Source organism: Brevibacterium permense (assembly GCF_013280495.1).
Lineage (GTDB): Bacteria > Actinomycetota > Actinomycetes > Actinomycetales > Brevibacteriaceae > Brevibacterium > Brevibacterium permense.
On the sequence record NZ_JABSSX010000004.1, the window covers coordinates 44359 to 59624 of the forward strand.

Consider the following 15266-nt stretch of genomic DNA (forward strand, 5'->3'; position numbering starts at 1 on the left):
GCATCCGGATCTCGCGGAGCATTCGGCGGCGGCCTGGGCGCAGGCGATCGTCGACGTCACCCCGGATTCCGGCACACTGTCGGCCTCGGGCACCCGCGCGGTATGGAGCTCATGGCCCACGGCGGCACCACCTACGAACACCTCCGCCTCGACGGGGAACTGCAGGTGCTCACGATCGCCGGTCGCGGAGTCGGATCGGAGAACGGGTTCGCCGAAGTCCTCGAACTCGTCGACCACCTCGGCGGGGCCTTGGGCGTCTCCCGCGTGGTCACGGGCCTGGGTCGGCGACCGCACGCCGAACAGGTCGGTCAGACCGGCAGCCGCATCTCTCCCGACGTCTACATCGCCTGCGGCATCTCCGGTGCGATCCAGCACATGGCCGGGATCGAGCGCGCGAAGACGCTCGTGGCCATCAACACCGATGAGGAATCCACGATGGTCCAACGGGCCGACTACGCGATCATCGGCGACCTCGTCGAGGTGGTCGGAGCCGTCAACGAAGAGATCGTCCGCCGCCGGGGCTGAACGCAGTTATAGTTTCCTCAAAGACCACCGCAGATCGGGGTCTCCAGGAAGGCGCGAAAGGCGGCTGTCGTGCGCTCTGTCCCCACAAGTTCGACGCGATCGGCGGATCGAAGGTGAACCGGCTCGCCCGCATCGCCTACCTCGGCTTCGTCGCCGGGGACTCCAAGGCCTTCACGATCATCCACCAGGTCTCGTTTGCGATCATGCTCGGGGCGAGCGCAGCCCTGCTCAGCGCATTGCGACCGGATTCCGCGGTCGCCGATGATTCGATCTTGACCGGGGCCGGTCTGCTCATCGTCGCCACGCTCGGTGCCGTGTATTCGGAGAGGTTCTCCCGAGCCTGGGTGCCGAACCTCGTCATCCCGCTGCTCGACTTCCTCGCCCTCGGCCTGTGCCGGTGGGCCACCTACCCGGACGGCGGAGTCCTGTCGATCCTCGCCTTCACCCCGGTCGTCTGGCTCGTCACGAGTTTCCGCACGCGCGGTGCCGTCATCTCCGTGGCGGCCGTGCTCATCACCCTTAGCTCGGTGAGCCTGTTCGGTGGCGAGGCCCCCGTCGATGCCGCTCGGATCGTGCTCGCGCTCATCCTGCCTGTGGCCGTGATCCTCGTCTCGGCGATGATCATCGGTCTCGAAACGCGTCTGAGCTCGACGAATCTGCGCCTGAGTGCGGCACTCGATCGACAGCGGGACCTGACGCGAGATCTGCAGAGGACGAGCACCCTGCTGCGGGGCACCGGAGCGAGTGTCGACGTGGGGGTGAAGGTCCTCGACGAGAACGGCACGACGGTCTTCGAGAATCCGGCGTTCATGACTCACCTCAATGCCGCCGTGGCGCGGATGACAGGCGAGCAGGATTCCCCGGCGGACGCCGTCGCCGCTGGCGCCATGGACGCGGGCGTCGACGAGGTGGACATGTTCTGCGCCGACGGGATCACCCGCATTCCCCCGTCGGACTCACCGCTGACACGCGCCCGCCGGGGCGAACGGTTCTCCGATGAACTCATCTGGGTCGGCCCACAGGACGGCGAACAGCTGGCACTGTCGGTCACGGCGGTGGGCTGGCAGGGGCATCCGGGCATCGCCCCGCACACGATCGTGACCACCCAGGACGTCACGGCCACTCAACAGCTCATCCGAGCCCGCGAGCGCATCCTCGCATCGGTCTCCCACGAACTTCGGACCCCGTTGACGTCGATCATGGGCTATACGGAGCTTGCGCTCGACGAACTCGACGACGGCTCCGCCGCAGCCGCCTCGGCGATCGCATCCTATCTGACCGTCGTACAACGGAACTCCGATCAGCTGCTGACGATGGTCGAGGACATTCTGCGCACCCAGCAGACGCAGTCGAACCGGTTCGAGCTGGAGATCACCGAGTTCGAACTCACCCCGCTCATCGACGACGTCGTGGCGCAGCTGCGGTCGACGGCCGCCGACCAGGAAGTCGAACTCGCCGTCGAGTCCGCGGGTTCCCCGACGATTTCGGCCGATTCAAAGCGCATCACACAGGTGCTGACGAACCTCGTGGTCAACGGCATCAAATACTCCGGACCCGGACATCGCGTCACCGTCAGGACGCAGTCCGATGCGCTCGGCGCCGGCTTCGATGTCGTCGATGATGGTGCGGGGATCCCCGCTGCCGAGGTCGACCAGCTCTTCACCGCGTTCTTCCGCGGTGCCGCGGCCCGGGCCTCGAGTCAGCGCGGCGTTGGGCTGGGGCTCGCCCTGGTCAAAGGCATCGTCGACGCACACGCGGGAACGATCGCGGTGTCCTCGATTGAAGGCGCCGGCAGCACGTTCAGCGTTCGCATCCCCTCCCGGGACGAAGGAATCCGACCATGACCCGAAACGAAGGTACCCGACCGTGACCGGACACGACAGCCGCTCCTCGACGAGGCAGATCGGACCGCTCGCGGTGGTTCTGTCCCTCGTCTACGGAGTGCTTGCGGCCTACATCTTCTGCTTCTCCGGATCCTTCGGCCGCCTCGGCGAGTACTGGTGGTTCGACATCGCACTCATCACCATTACGATCACGGCCTCTCTCTCACTGGCCTACGTCAGCCTGCTGCTCATCGCCTATGTCCGGCAGATGGCCGTCGACGCCGGTGACCCGACGGACTTCACCTGGCATTTCCTCATCCCCTGCCGTGATGAGGAATCCGTCATCGCCGAGACGGTCTCGGCCGCACGGACGTCCTTCCCCACCGCGCACATCTGGGTCATCGACGACGCCAGCGAAGACTCCACCGCCGCCATCGTCACCGACATCATGGACGTCGACGACCGGACCCATCTCATCTCCCGGGTCCTGCCCGAGGCACGGACGGGGAAAGGCAAGGCACTCAATGCGGCATACCTCTCGGTGTCCGAGTACGTCGGTGCTGATCCTGCCGACCGTGCTCGTGCGGTCATCGGGGTCCTCGACGCCGACGGGTTCCTCTCCGACAATGCTCTGGCCGTGCTCTCGGGACCGGCGGGCTTCGGCGATGACTCCCTCGGCGCAGCCCAGCTCGAAGTGTGGATGAAGAACCGCGGCGACAAGCAGCCACGCCCCGGCCGCAGCCGGTATCTCAATCTCCTCGGGCGGTTCCTCGTCCGGATGCAGGACATCGAGTTCCGCACGTCGAATTCGGCGATGCAGCAGCTGCGCGTGACCACAGGCACCGTCGGCATGGGCGGCAACGGGCAGTTCACCCGGCTGACCGTCCTCGACGCCTTGACCGAAGACCACGGGGAACCGTGGGGCAACAAGCTCAGCGAGGATTACGAACTCGGACTCAATATCCTCACCCGCGGTTTCCGCAACGGATACTTCCCGCAGGCCCATGTGTCCCAGGAGGCGCTGCCCTACTTCCGCAGGCTGCTCACCCAACGGACGAGGTGGGGACAGGGAATCATGGAGTGCGCATCGAATCTGCCTGCACTGCGCAGGAGCCGCGTCCTGAGATTCCCCGGGTTCGTCGAGATCCACTATTTCATGAGCCAACCGTGGCTGATGATGCTCAACCTTCTGCTCATCCCGATCGTCACCGCCGTCGCGATCGCCCAAGGATTCTTCGGATTCGTCAGTGATGCCGCGACCTGGATCATCGTCCTCACCGGGCTCGTCTTCGTCGTTCTCCCTTATGCCCTATGGGGCCCGCTCTACCGACGGTGGGGTCCCGAGCCCATCGGTCGGACTGCCTCGGTGCTGCTGGGGTTGGGGTATCTCGTCTACGTGTACTTCACGTACTTCTACTATCCCCGCGCGATCGCCCGCATGGTCACCGGCCGGAATTCGTGGGCGAAGACGAAGCGCAACGCCGACGACGTGCTCGTCACCTCGACCTTCACCCCGGTAGCGCTGCGGGTCGTTCCGCTGCTCGACCAGAGCAGCCTCACCGAACTCGCCGAGGAGCTCGAAGGCAGGGACGAATACGCCGTGGAGATCGTGTCCCGGTTCGCCCTCATCTGGCCCCGCCGTCTGGCGAATCTGCAGTTGGCCGTGGCCGCCGAGGATGTGCTGGGAATCAGCGATGCGATCGCCAGCATCCGGGTGGCGTCGACAATGGTCGGGGCACGCCGACTGCAGGTCGCGGCCGAAGACTTCACGACGCTGGTCGAGAGCCGCGAATTCGATGCCGCCCGCGCCGCACTGCCGCGCCTGGCCCGCGTCGGAGACGATACGATCGTCGAGATCCGCGCCCGCTTCCTCGACCTGCCGACCCGCGGCCAGCACTGAGGACCGGGCGGGCGCTCGTCCGGGCCGGTACCGAGATTCGGCAGGTGCCGCCTGACGACAGCCGCTGAAGCGCCTCGGCGATCAGCTCATCCGGCTCACTCCGTGTCCATCTCCTGCAGGAATTCGCGTATCTCGCGTGGTTTGAACGGTTTGGTGAGGAAGGCATCGGCCCCGGCCTCGACGCTGGCGTCGCTGTCTCGCTGGGTTGCCCGGGCGCTGATCACTAGGATCGTCGCCACGGTGCGGGGTCGGATCTGCCGGAGGAGTTCAAGACCGTCGATATCGGGCAGACCGAGGTCGACGGTGATGAGAGTGCGTTCGACCTCGTCGAAGCGTTCGAGTCCGAGCTTGCCCGTCGCCACCGATTCGACGGTGTATCCACTCTGTTCCAGTACGACCTCGAGCAGTCGGCGGATATCGTCATCGTCTTCGATGACCAATGCGTTCTTCGAATCCATACCGCCCCATTCCCTCACTTCCGGCTCAGACTGCCGCACCTGGACTCCAGCGTTCGCTCAACAGCTTAGTCTTCTCTGCACCGGCAGAGGTGAGATTTCCGTTGCTACCGAGCACCTGGTTAACTGTAGAACGCTCGTTAAGTCACCATTCCCAATCAGCTCCTGGAGGCAGTCATGGCCACTTTCGAACTCTCACCCGAAGTGCGCTGGTCGGATCAGGACCTGCTCGGCCACGTCAACAACGCACGGATGATCACCCTCATCGAGGAATGCCGCGTGCGCTGGATGCACGAGATCCGGGCCGGACACATCACCGGCGGCGGACTGCTTGTCGCCCGCCAGACCATCGACTACCTCGTGCCCGTCATGTACGGCCCCGAACTGAAGATGACGGTGACGGTGAAGAAGCTCGGCAACTCCTCGTTCACGGTCAACACTCGCGGCGACCAGGAGGGACGTCAGGTCTTCGACCACGACTGCGTGCTCGTCCACATCGACCGGGACTCGCAGAAGCCCACCCCGCTCACGCCCGAGCTGCGGGCGGTCTTCGAGCCCTACCTGCAGGACTAAGGCGCGAACCGCTCGCTTGGATGGCAATGATGGCCGATTCGTTCAAGCCGCGCCACCAACCGTCCGCATAGCCTGAAGTCATGAAACTCGCCGCGATCTCGATCATAACCTCAGACACGCCCGCCGCCATCACCTTCTACTCCGCGCTCGGCCTCGAGCTCGCCGACGGCGGCCCGGACGCCCCACACACCGAGTTCACCTCCGGATCCCTGCGGATCCTCCTCGACACCGAGGCGGTCATCCTCGGCATCGATCCCGAATGGACCCGCCCGACCGGCGGACACAAGATGTCCTTGGCCTTCGACTGCTCCACCGCCGAGGCGGTCGATGCGACATTCGCCAAGCTCACCGGGCGCGGCGACGGGGGAAGCGACCCCGTGGCCGGAATCGTCCACGAACCCTGGGACGCGTTCTGGGGACAGCGCTACGCCGTGGTCTCCGACCCCGACGGCAACAAGGTCGACCTCTTCGCCGCCCTCAACTCCTAATTGCTACCCGACGGCGGCCCAGCAACCTGGCGCGAGGTTGCTGGGCCGCCGTCGGGTAGCTCTAGAGGGATCGAAATTACGGAACGAACGCCAAGAGCGCCCTCACCCGATGAGCGAGCGCTCGTCCCGCCGCAGGTGAGCGGCGTCGGCATACCCGACCTCGGCCGCGGCCGCTGTCCGCGACCGCCCCGCATCGATGAGGTCTCGTGCGGCCTGCCAGCGCAGGATCTTCGCCAGGTGCTTGGGTCCGTAGCCGAACCATTCCGCGCTCAGTCGGCGCAGCTGCCGCGGTGAATACGCGAACTCCGCGGCCGCCTCGGTGACGGTCCGGGCCGGCGAATTCGAGCGCACAGCCAAGGCCCGGGCCAGGGCCATCGGACGCGGGTCCAGTGGAGCTCGGTCCGTCAGTCCGCAGGCCGTGTCGAGCAGGACACGGGCAGATCCCGTCACCGAGGCGGCCCCTCCCCCACCGACATTCCGGCCCCTGGCATGCCCGCCGCCGATCACGGCCTCGAGCGGCGTCACCCGGTCGGCCAGTTCTCCCGCCGAGGTGGTCAGCAGCTGCGGAAGTACGCCCGAGTCGAAGCGCAGGCCCACGGTCGGGGCGGCCGAACCGTGGAACATCCGGGCCGTGGAATCGGCACCGGCGATGATGATCCGGTTGTCGATGACGATGAGGTCCATGCACCCGTCGGGAGCGATGAGCGACGGAGCCGCAGCATGCGCGGCAGATAGCCCGTCAGCCGGATTCCCGCTGTCGGGGTCGGCCACTTCGGCGAGCGAATCAGCCTCGGCGAGGGAAGAAACCTCGGTGAGGGAATGCACCTTGTCTGGAACGGAGACCCATAGGCTCGCCCGCAGGCGTGGGATCCGGGTTTCGCGGTACACGGACTCGGCCTCCTGACGCTCTCGGCGGTAAACTCGTCTGTGTTCATCTGGTGCGGGCGGCGCGATCTGCCCCCAGAATAACGCGTAGACGGCCCCGATCGAGACCGAACGCCCGAGCTCATGGGAAGGAATGATGGCTGCAGCATCCGCAGCGCCGGTATCGGCGCGCAGGCAGGCTCGCCATGTCACGGTCTTCCTCGATGTCGACGGTGTCCTCAACTCCTACCCGGTACCCAAGCTGCGCAGCATGGCAGAGGGTCGGAAGAAACTCCACGCGTGGCATTACGAACTCCACTACCGGCCCTCCGTCGTCGAATTCTTCGACCGTATCGTCGAGACCCATGAGGTCGACGTCGTGTGGCTCTCGACCTGGTCGCAGCGGTGCAAGTCCGAACTCGAACCGAAGTTCGGTCTGCGCAACTCCTTCGACGTCATCGAAATGCCCGATGAGACCCACAACCGCTTCGCTCATGACCCGCAGCAGTGGTGGAAGGCGCGCGCTATGGAGGACTGGCTGGCCACTCACGAGCACGGGCGCGCGATCTGGATCGACGACGACCTGGCGTGGCCGGCCACCCGCGAATACTTCCTCACGCACTACTCGCCCAACCGCCTCAAACTCATCGCCCCGGACTTCTCCCACGGCCTGACGAAGGCCCATCTCAAGGAGATCCGGGAGTTCGCCTACCCGAAAACCGGCGATTCGAAGACCGCCGATCCGAAGACCGGCGGTCCTCAAGTCGGCGACCCGACGAACACCAAGTCGAAGACCCAAGCCTCGACGACATCCGACCCGAAGGGAACTTCATGACGCGCATCGGCCTGCTCGATTCCGGACTCGGACTCCTCGGCACCGCCGACGCGCTGTTCAACCTCGCTCCCGACGCGGATCTCGTCCTCGCGATGGACCCGGACTTCACCCCGTACGGCAGCCTGAGCACCGACACCCTCGAACAGCGGGCCCTGCATTCGGCCGGGGTGCTCGCCGAATGGGAACCCGACGCCATCGTCATCGCCTGCAACACCGCCTCGGTGCAGGCCCTCGAGGCCGTCCGTGCCCGCTACGAACCCGCTATTCCCGTCATCGGCACCGTCCCGGCAGTGAAGATGGCCGCCGGCACCGGCCAGGGTTTCGCGATTTGGGCGACACCGGCGACAACGGGCAGTGAGTATCAGCAGAATCTCATCGATTCCTTCGCCGCCGACCTGCACGTGGCCAAGGTCGCCTGCCCGGGATTGGCCGAGGCCATCAACGTCGCCGATCTGGAGAAGATCGACACCGCCATCGAGGATGCCTTCACCCAGATGGGACCGGGAATGGAGACCGTGGTGCTCGGCTGCACCCATTACGGGCTCGTCGCCGACCGGATCATGGCCGCCCGGGCCGGAGCCCTCACCGTCTTCGACTCCCCCATGCCGGTGGCCAAGCAGACCCTGCGCCGCATCGGCCTCGAACCCGCCGGAGTCGGCGAGGATCAGACGGGCACGGGTCAGGTGCTCGCAACCTTCGCCTCCGGCCGCCGCGTCAGCCTGCCCCGCGCCCTCGATGCCTACCCGGCCGGCAAACGACTGCTCGCCCGCGAGGCCTGAGCACCCCGCCTTCGCATTCCCTCCGAGCCGGGTCTTTCCGCGCCGCACAGGCGTAGAACAGACCGGACAGTCAATCGCCAAAGGAGGCGATTGGACATGTCGGCGCTCAGTATCCTCACCGCACTTGTGGCACTCGGAGAGCGGACCACCTCGGATTCGACCGCACGGTCCGACTCCGCCGATCAGGAGGCGCACCTGGCAACAGCCCTGCCCGCTGTCTTCAGCGTCTGCCCAAACCCGAGGACTAGGCTGTACGCATGGACCTCAAGCGCACGGGAAGAACAGTCATCGTCAACGGCGTCATCGCCCTCGTGATGGGTGCGCTGATGATGGTGTGGCCGGGCACCTCCGCCGAGGTGGTCGTGCGGATCTTCGCCTGCTGGCTCGCCGTCATCGCCATCTCCTCCCTCGTCTTCGCACCGCCGGGAGGCCGCACCGGCAGCATGGTCACACGCGCGGTCCTGCTCATCCTCCTCGGTGTGCTCATCTTCTTCACCCCGATGCTGTTCGCATCCATGGTCACGGTGCTGACCGGATTCGCAATCATCTTCTTCAGCTTCCTCGCGCTCACCACGTCCTTCTTCTTGCGTCGGATGGGGGTCAGAACCTGGTGGGCACTCACCGTCATCGGGGTGCTGGGCACCATCCTCGGCGGCTTCTTCCTCTTCGCCCCGGGTGCCGGGGTGACCGCGCTGATCTTCACCCTCGCCGGGTTCATCATCCTCGTCGGCATCGCCCTCATCGCCCTCGGCCGTCGCCTGCGCCGGGTCGATCGGCAGATGAGAACCGACCCGTACCGCAATCGCCCCGATGACGGTGGCGGCGATGTCATCCGCGGGGAGATCATCGACTGAGGCCGGCCGCCTCGGCGAGCTGTTCCCCTTTCGACAGAGCCCGGATCCGCACATGTGCAGATCCGGGCTTTTCACGCACCCGCTGCTGACTGATTTACGCACCCGATTCGGCCTGAAGTGGTCATTGTCACAATATGAATTTCTATCTCCGGCACACCCAGCCGTCCGGTGCGCGAAAGCCCGTTTTTGTAGCACCTGACCTGGAACATTGCGTGAACGGAAGGCGAAAAGCACCGATTGTGCATGAGCATTTCGTGAGGCTCGCAACCGGAGTTAACCGTACATTCATCTTCCGCGTAACCTGGCGGTCATCCGCCCTGCGAATCATGGAGGCAGACAGACACTGCCATATCGACTGAAACTCGCGAGGAGAACGAATGACCCAGGTTCTGGCACCGGAGCGCCACACTCCGCCACCTGCCGTCGGCCGCAGCAACGACCGTCTCTGGCATCTGGCCTTCGGCGGCCTGCTGGCGATCACTCTCATCGCCTTCACCCTGTGGTCGTTCGACTTCGTGGGGCGTGATGCGCCCCGCTTGGTGCTCATCACCACGGTCATCTTCGGTGCCTTCATGGCCTTCAACATCGGCGGCAACGATGTCGCCAACGCATTCGGCACCTCCGTCGGCGCCGGCACCCTGACGATGAAGCAGGCACTGCTCATCGCCGCAGTCTTCGAGGTCAGCGGCGCGCTTCTGGCCGGCGGTGACGTCACCGACACCATCAAGAGCGGAATCGTCGACCTCAGCGGAGTGGCGATCAACCCGATGGACTTCGCGTTCATCATGATGGCGGCCCTCCTCGGCGCGGCAGTCTGGCTGCTCGTGGCGACTCGGATGGGTTGGCCGGTGTCGACGACGCACGCCATCATCGGCGGCATCATCGGTGCGTCCCTGACGATCGGCTTCGTCACCGGTACCGGCGGATTCGCCATGGTGCAGTGGTCCGAGGTCGGCCAGATCGCGATCTCCTGGGTGCTGTCTCCCGCCCTCGGCGGACTCGCCGCGTTCGTCATCTACGGGCTGATCAAGAAGTACGTGCTCGGCAAGACGCTGTCGCACACACTCAAGCCGCATATGCTCGCCCCGGTCTCCGCAGCCGAGGGATCCGTCGACGCGCAGATCGACGCCGCCGCCGAGGATGTCCCCGCCGAGGGAGGATCGATCGGCACACACTCGGCCCTGCAGCGGTGGGTTCCCCTCATCGCCGCCGTCGGTGCGGTCATCATCACCGCGATGCTGCTGTTCAAGGGTCTGAAGAACCTCGACATGAGCGTGTCCACCGTCGGCGGTCTGCTCATCATGGCGATGATCGGCGCGGCCGTGTGGCTGGCGGTGTTCGTCTTCGCCAAGACCCTGCGCAACCAGACGGTTCCCCGCGCGACGTACATCCTGTTCTCCTGGATGCAGGTGTTCACCGCCTCCGCATTCGCCTTCAGCCACGGTTCGAACGACATCGCCAACGCCGTCGGCCCCTTCGCCGCCGTCCTCGATGTGCTCCGCACCGGCAACATGCACGGCGAGGCGACCGTGCCGTTCGCGGCCATGCTCACCTGCGGCATCGCCCTCATCGTCGGTCTCTGGTTCATCGGCCGCAAGGTCATCGCAACGGTCGGCACGAACCTCACCGAGATCCACCCGGCCTCCGGATTCGCCGCCGAGCTCGCTGCCGCGGGAATCGTCATGGCCGCCTCGGTGAGTGGTCTGCCGGTGTCGTCGACGCATATCCTCATCGGTGCGATCATCGGTGTCGGACTGGTCAACCGTTCGGCGAACTGGAAGCTCATGAAGCCGATCGCGCTGGCGTGGGTCATCACCCTTCCGGCCGCCGCAGTCATCGGTTCGGTCGGCGTCATCGCCCTGCGCACCCTGATGGGCTGACCCACTGACACAAACGCTTCACAAGCGTTCACCGGACCGCGTTCGAGACACCGCTTCGAGACATCAGTTCGAGACATCACTTCGAACGGATCCGACCTTCCGCCCCGCCGACTTCCACACGAAGTCGGCGGGGTGTTTTTTTAATCCGAGCCCTGGTCTCGGCAGAACTCCCTGTGCTACCTTGATCGACATGGGAACATTGAACAGCAGCGCAATGACTGCGCCTTGCTTCTACATTCGTCACCGCAGCGCCTGACAGCGCGCCTGACGAATTCCTCTGCGATCGGCTGACCGACGACGGTCACCCTGATCTGCTCTGCAAGCGCGTTGTCCTCCCGGAGAGCCCTCGGCATCCGGGCGATGCGTCAATCGGCTGATCCCTTTCCGATTCACTGACCACGTCGATCACCATAATCAAGCGGGTCATCGAGAATCGAACTGACTCACCATCATTGCGCTGCCTCGGGTGCCTCCATCTTCCTTTTGGAGCACATCCCATTGCGACCCCACACGTCACGACACCGTTTTACCCGCAGTCAGTCCCGCTCGCGCTCGGCCCCAAGATCTATTCACGGCGGGCGGCATGAACTCGGCCAGAACTTTCTGCGCTCATCCACCACTATCGACACGATTGCGAGCCTGGCTCGCTCCACCTCCGGACCGATCATGGAGATCGGCCCCGGCGATGGCGCAGTCACCGCCGAGCTCTACCGGCTCGGTCGAAAGCTCACACTCGTCGAGATCGACGAAACGAGGTTGGATCACCTTGAAGACACGTACCCGCGGGCGGAGGTCCGACACGCCGACATCCTGACCACCCGGCTCGACCGGCCGGTCATCGTCGGCAATCTGCCGTTCCACCTCACCACTCCCATCCTCCGCAGGCTCCTGCGCTCCGGGAGCTGGCAGCAGGCGATCCTGCTCACCCAATGGGAGGTCGCCCGCAAACGCGCAGGAATCGGCGGATCGACCATGATGACCGCGCAATGGACCCCGTGGTTCGACTTCCGCCTCGTCACCCGCGTCCCCGCCGACGCGTTCACCCCGAAACCCAGCGTCGATGGCGGAATCCTCACCATCGATCGCTGTCCCACCGGATCGATTCCAGCCAATGCTCGATCCGATTATCAACAGTTCGTCCGTTCGGTCTTCACCGGTCGCGGGCGAGGCATGAAAGGAATCCTCTCGACGATGAGCATCACCGATCAGCGCACTCTGCAATCGACCATGGACCGCAACGACATCAAAGGAGACACCTTGCCCAAAGACCTCACCCCCACCCAGTGGACCGGACTGTTCACCGAACTGGCCGCCGATCCCGACCAGAAGGGCTCGGGCGATCGGAAGAGCGCGGATACCGCGAAACAACCGAAGAACGCGAAGAAGGGAAAGACCATGCGAAACAGCAAAGCACCCAAACAGAACCCCATCACCGAGGCGGCCCCGCAGACACCGTTGATCACCGGGGAGATGCCCACCGTCGGCGCCAAACCGGCGACCGAAAAGCTGCAGGCCTCCATCCCGGGCACCGACCCCAAGGCGAAAAGCCACGACAAGGGTCATCTGCAGGCCGAACGCGGTTTCATGAATCAGCATCAGAAACCGCAGCAGCCCCAGCCGAGGTGGAACCTGCCGCGCAGGTGAGTCTCCGACGCCCCGGTCCGACGTTTCCCCGTCGGACCGGGGCGTTGTCCGGCCCCTGCTCCTCCATGCCGATGCGCCGACGGACCACGACACCGACGGCTCCTCCGTCTTCTCCGTCTTCTCCGGAAGTTCATCTTCGTCGACTGCCGGCGCTCGTAGACTGAAGACAGCAGGTCCACGCACTGCGCATTCGGTCGAGAGGTCAGCCGGAATGGACAATGAACGCGGCACTCACATCAGACGCTTCATCAATGGGTGGTGTCCTGGATTCGACGAGAGCAGCAGTCTGACACCGGGTCGACTCAACTCCGACGGAACCATCGAATTCCGCACCTGTGTCGACTGCGGGGAAACCATCGAGGACCACGATCCCCGATTCTGGTCATCGGCCGCCGACGCCGATGAAGAAGGACTCGTCTAGATCCCTCCTCGGCCGGCCACGGAGATCACCGGCGCAAAGCTTGTGTCAGGCCCTCCGTCTACACTGAAATCACGTTCGCGAGCTGTGGCCATCGGTACCTGGCCGGCCACACGGCAACCCGTCATCGACCGGGTGCCCCAGGGGAAGAACGGGCCCGCGCCGACCGCTCGGGCAAGCTTCGATCCGGGCCGCTGCGCCCGAGAAGGACGGTTTGCCATGTCCGCAGACTTCGACGACTTCGCCGACTTCCACAACGACTCCGACAAAAGCCGCAGGGCCGCCGAACAGTGGCCGGGCTTCGACCCCGCGGAGGCACTGCATTGGTCGAAGGTCCTCCTCCACCACTCCCCCGACCCGCAACGCGCCGGCATCAAAGCTCAGATGAGTTCGGCGATCAAACAGGGCATTCCGATTGCCGGACCCGGCTGGGTGAGCACTGCCGATGCTGCTCGCAGTGATGGCTTCACACCGGTGCTCTATCAGACCCTGTTCGACACGCTGCAATTCATTCCCAGAACGGCATTCCGGTCCCACCCGAGGCATCGGCAGAACAGGCACGGAACCTACCTGCCCGGCACCCCGTATGAATCAGAACTCTGGGGCGACTGGCCGAAACTCTTCCTCGCCGAAGGTTTCGACGCTCACGCGGCCACGACCCTGACACTGCTGCGGGCTGAACCGAAGTTCCCACGCCCGCGAAGCAACAACTGAGCAGAGGGTCTCTGACCTCACCGAACCCAAACACCACTGCCGGTCGGATCAACAGATCCGACTCGGTCAACTCGCCGAGGAAGCCGCATCCAGATACACTGCCGCGGCGAGCGCGGCAGCGATCGTCTCCCGTTTCCCGCCGATGTCCACGGTCACCGCATCATCGGTGCGATCGACGACGTCGAGCGCGACATCGGGCAGCACCCCCGCCTCGGCGAGCTTCCCGAGAACAACAGGGTCGGCATCGGAGACCCGCAGCACCTGATACCGACCGGGACTCGCCTCGGCGAGCAGGGTGGGCGTGTGGGAATCCACGCGCCCGTCCGGTCCCGGGATCGGATCGCCGTGCGGGTCGGACGTCGGGTGGCCGAGGAACGCGTCGATGCGATCGATGAGCCGATCGGAGGCTGCATGCTCGAGGATCTCGGCCTCGTCGTGGACCTCGTCCCAACCGTAGCCGAGCGACTTCACGAGGAACGTCTCGATGAGCCGGTGCCTGCGCACCATCGACAGGGCGATCGCCTTGCCCTGCTCGGTGAGCACCGGTGGCTTATATGGGACGCGAACGATGAGACCGAGTTCGTCGAGTCGCTTGAGCACCTCGGTGGCATTGGCCTTCGTCGTTCCGAACCGCTTCGCGAGCTCGGTGGCCGTCATCGGATCCCCGCCCCATTCCTGAGCCGACCAGATGGCCTTGAGGTAGTCCTGACTGACCTCGGAGACTTCACCTGCACGCATGCCCCCAGTATCCCACGGACGCATCACCTCGCCCGGAACTTCACCCGAAATGAGCAATCGGACACAGATGTTCCCAAACGATTACGATCGCCCCACCCCATCGCCGAGGCGGCCCTGCCAGAATCACATTCATGACCTCCCATTCCCTCCCCTCCGACTCGGTTCACCCAACCGACAACGCCGACCGAACAGGGTCGGTACCGCCCGCCCTTCCCGACGACCCCTCCCCCACACACTTCTGGTCGCCGTTTCGTGCATTCCGCCGCTGGGCGAAAGCCGGCAAGACCGCATCCCTATCATCATCACGGCGAGGGGCGCCCACCCCGGGCGACCAGCGACCACAATCAGAGGCGGCCGTCGCGACCGGCTTGTTCCGCCCCGGAGAGATCGAGTACGCGCGGCTGCGGAGCCTGCCGCCGTTCGATACCGATCTGCTCATCCTCACCGACCAGCGGATCATGCGAGTGCGCACCGATGCTGGGGGCTCCGTCGCCCAGCTCTCAGAGGCGGCTGCTCGGCAGGTCGGCGCCGTCCGAGCAGAGGATTTCCGCGAACGCGCAACCGTGACCGTGGAGCTGCACGTCGGATCGTCGATGCGATTGGAGGAAACCACTCCCCCGGAGGCGCGGCGTTTCGTCGACACCATCAACGAGGTGGCCGCCCGCTCCCGGACATGATCCCTTCCACCCTTCGGACCCGTTCGAACCGGCTCCCGTGCCCTGCCCGACTGGACGCCCAGCAGCTTAGTCAAGTTCCTGAAAAGAGGGGGTGTTGCC

Annotated in this window: 15 protein-coding genes, 1 pseudogene and 1 riboswitch; of the genes and pseudogenes, 13 read left to right on the top strand and 3 right to left on the bottom strand. The window is 65.0% G+C overall.

Going from position 1 to position 15266, the window contains the following annotated elements; all coding sequences use genetic code 11:
* Window positions 1-102: 102 nt before the first annotated feature.
* From HK353_RS07260 to HK353_RS07270, 3 genes are all read left to right on the top strand, one after another.
* The gene (locus HK353_RS07260; RefSeq protein WP_173154572.1) at window positions 103-525 is read left to right on the top strand and encodes an electron transfer flavoprotein subunit alpha/FixB family protein; all 423 of its coding nucleotides are present in this window, start codon (window positions 103-105) and stop codon (window positions 523-525) included.
* A gap of 113 nt (window positions 526-638) precedes the next feature.
* On the top strand, window positions 639-2369 hold the full coding sequence (locus HK353_RS17445; protein ID WP_173154575.1) for an ATP-binding protein: 1731 nt from the start codon (window positions 639-641) through the stop codon (window positions 2367-2369).
* A gap of 22 nt (window positions 2370-2391) precedes the next feature.
* The gene (locus HK353_RS07270; protein WP_342589850.1) at window positions 2392-4248 is read left to right on the top strand and encodes an XrtP-associated glycosyltransferase; all 1857 of its coding nucleotides are present in this window, start codon (window positions 2392-2394) and stop codon (window positions 4246-4248) included.
* Window positions 4249-4343: 95 nt separating this feature from the next.
* On the opposite strand, the gene HK353_RS07275 is transcribed toward HK353_RS07270, so the two are convergent.
* Entirely contained in the window at window positions 4344-4706 is a 363-nt protein-coding gene (locus tag HK353_RS07275) for a response regulator transcription factor (protein ID WP_173154578.1), read from the bottom strand.
* A 174-nt stretch (window positions 4707-4880) separates the two neighbouring features.
* On the opposite strand from HK353_RS07275, the gene HK353_RS07280 reads away from it, so the two are divergent.
* Both HK353_RS07280 and HK353_RS07285 read left to right on the top strand, forming a co-directional pair.
* Window positions 4881-5276 (top strand): acyl-CoA thioesterase, encoded by a 396-nt coding sequence (locus tag HK353_RS07280; RefSeq protein ID WP_173154581.1) that lies wholly within the window; start codon window positions 4881-4883, stop codon window positions 5274-5276.
* A gap of 80 nt (window positions 5277-5356) precedes the next feature.
* Complete coding sequence (locus HK353_RS07285; RefSeq protein ID WP_173154584.1) at window positions 5357-5764, top strand: VOC family protein; 408 nt, start codon at window positions 5357-5359, stop codon at window positions 5762-5764.
* A gap of 102 nt (window positions 5765-5866) precedes the next feature.
* On the opposite strand, the gene HK353_RS17450 is transcribed toward HK353_RS07285, so the two are convergent.
* The gene (locus HK353_RS17450; RefSeq protein ID WP_173154587.1) at window positions 5867-6652 is read right to left on the bottom strand and encodes a helix-turn-helix domain-containing protein; all 786 of its coding nucleotides are present in this window, start codon (window positions 6650-6652) and stop codon (window positions 5867-5869) included.
* Window positions 6653-6785: 133 nt separating this feature from the next.
* On the opposite strand from HK353_RS17450, the gene HK353_RS07295 reads away from it, so the two are divergent.
* From HK353_RS07295 to HK353_RS07325, 7 genes and pseudogenes are all read left to right on the top strand, one after another.
* Window positions 6786-7463: an HAD domain-containing protein gene (locus tag HK353_RS07295; protein ID WP_173154590.1), complete on the top strand. Its 678-nt coding sequence runs from the start codon at window positions 6786-6788 to the stop codon at window positions 7461-7463.
* Window positions 7460-8242 carry a glutamate racemase gene (locus tag HK353_RS07300; protein WP_173154593.1) on the top strand — a complete coding sequence of 261 codons (783 nt, stop codon included), beginning with the start codon at window positions 7460-7462 and terminating at the stop codon, window positions 8240-8242. Before HK353_RS07295 ends, HK353_RS07300 begins: the two co-directional genes overlap by 4 nt.
* 257 nt (window positions 8243-8499) lie before the next feature.
* On the top strand, window positions 8500-9096 hold the full coding sequence (locus tag HK353_RS07305) for an HdeD family acid-resistance protein (RefSeq protein ID WP_173154595.1): 597 nt from the start codon (window positions 8500-8502) through the stop codon (window positions 9094-9096).
* A gap of 377 nt (window positions 9097-9473) precedes the next feature.
* Window positions 9474-10976, top strand: coding sequence for an inorganic phosphate transporter (locus HK353_RS07310; RefSeq protein WP_173154598.1), 1503 nt, complete (start codon window positions 9474-9476; stop codon window positions 10974-10976).
* 567 nt (window positions 10977-11543) lie between these two features.
* Window positions 11544-12275, top strand: a pseudogene (erm, locus tag HK353_RS17575) (23S ribosomal RNA methyltransferase Erm); the annotation flags it as partial.
* A 556-nt stretch (window positions 12276-12831) separates the two neighbouring features.
* Window positions 12832-13041, top strand: coding sequence for a hypothetical protein (locus tag HK353_RS07320; protein ID WP_173154601.1), 210 nt, complete (start codon window positions 12832-12834; stop codon window positions 13039-13041).
* Between the two features lie 73 nt (window positions 13042-13114).
* Window positions 13115-13225: riboswitch (SAM riboswitch) on the top strand.
* 32 nt (window positions 13226-13257) lie between these two features.
* Window positions 13258-13752, top strand: coding sequence for a hypothetical protein (locus HK353_RS07325; RefSeq protein ID WP_173154604.1), 495 nt, complete (start codon window positions 13258-13260; stop codon window positions 13750-13752).
* A gap of 66 nt (window positions 13753-13818) precedes the next feature.
* Here the strand turns inward: HK353_RS07325 and HK353_RS07330 are convergent, their stop codons facing one another.
* Window positions 13819-14490, bottom strand: coding sequence for a metal-dependent transcriptional regulator (locus HK353_RS07330; RefSeq protein ID WP_173154607.1), 672 nt, complete (start codon window positions 14488-14490; stop codon window positions 13819-13821).
* 131 nt (window positions 14491-14621) lie between these two features.
* On the opposite strand from HK353_RS07330, the gene HK353_RS07335 reads away from it, so the two are divergent.
* Window positions 14622-15167 carry a hypothetical protein gene (locus HK353_RS07335; RefSeq protein ID WP_173154610.1) on the top strand — a complete coding sequence of 182 codons (546 nt, stop codon included), beginning with the start codon at window positions 14622-14624 and terminating at the stop codon, window positions 15165-15167.
* The last annotated feature ends 99 nt before the right edge of the window (window positions 15168-15266 follow it).

Excerpts from the sequence above, each read along its gene's own strand:
- HK353_RS07295 (WP_173154590.1), top strand. The coding sequence starts at position 6,786 with ATGGCTGCAGCATCCGCAGCGCCGGTATCGGCGCGCAGGCAGGCTCGC.
- HK353_RS07260 (WP_173154572.1), top strand. The coding sequence starts at position 103 with ATGGAGCTCATGGCCCACGGCGGCACCACCTACGAACACCTCCGCCTC.
- HK353_RS07285 (WP_173154584.1), top strand. The coding sequence starts at position 5,357 with ATGAAACTCGCCGCGATCTCGATCATAACCTCAGACACGCCCGCCGCC.
- HK353_RS07310 (WP_173154598.1), top strand. The coding sequence starts at position 9,474 with ATGACCCAGGTTCTGGCACCGGAGCGCCACACTCCGCCACCTGCCGTC.
- HK353_RS07300 (WP_173154593.1), top strand. The coding sequence starts at position 7,460 with ATGACGCGCATCGGCCTGCTCGATTCCGGACTCGGACTCCTCGGCACC.
- HK353_RS07275 (WP_173154578.1), bottom strand. The coding sequence starts at position 4,706 with ATGGATTCGAAGAACGCATTGGTCATCGAAGACGATGACGATATCCGC.
- HK353_RS07335 (WP_173154610.1), top strand. The coding sequence starts at position 14,622 with ATGACCTCCCATTCCCTCCCCTCCGACTCGGTTCACCCAACCGACAAC.
- HK353_RS07320 (WP_173154601.1), top strand. The coding sequence starts at position 12,832 with ATGGACAATGAACGCGGCACTCACATCAGACGCTTCATCAATGGGTGG.
- HK353_RS07325 (WP_173154604.1), top strand. The coding sequence starts at position 13,258 with ATGTCCGCAGACTTCGACGACTTCGCCGACTTCCACAACGACTCCGAC.
- HK353_RS07305 (WP_173154595.1), top strand. The coding sequence starts at position 8,500 with ATGGACCTCAAGCGCACGGGAAGAACAGTCATCGTCAACGGCGTCATC.
- HK353_RS07280 (WP_173154581.1), top strand. The coding sequence starts at position 4,881 with ATGGCCACTTTCGAACTCTCACCCGAAGTGCGCTGGTCGGATCAGGAC.
- HK353_RS07330 (WP_173154607.1), bottom strand. The coding sequence starts at position 14,490 with ATGCGTGCAGGTGAAGTCTCCGAGGTCAGTCAGGACTACCTCAAGGCC.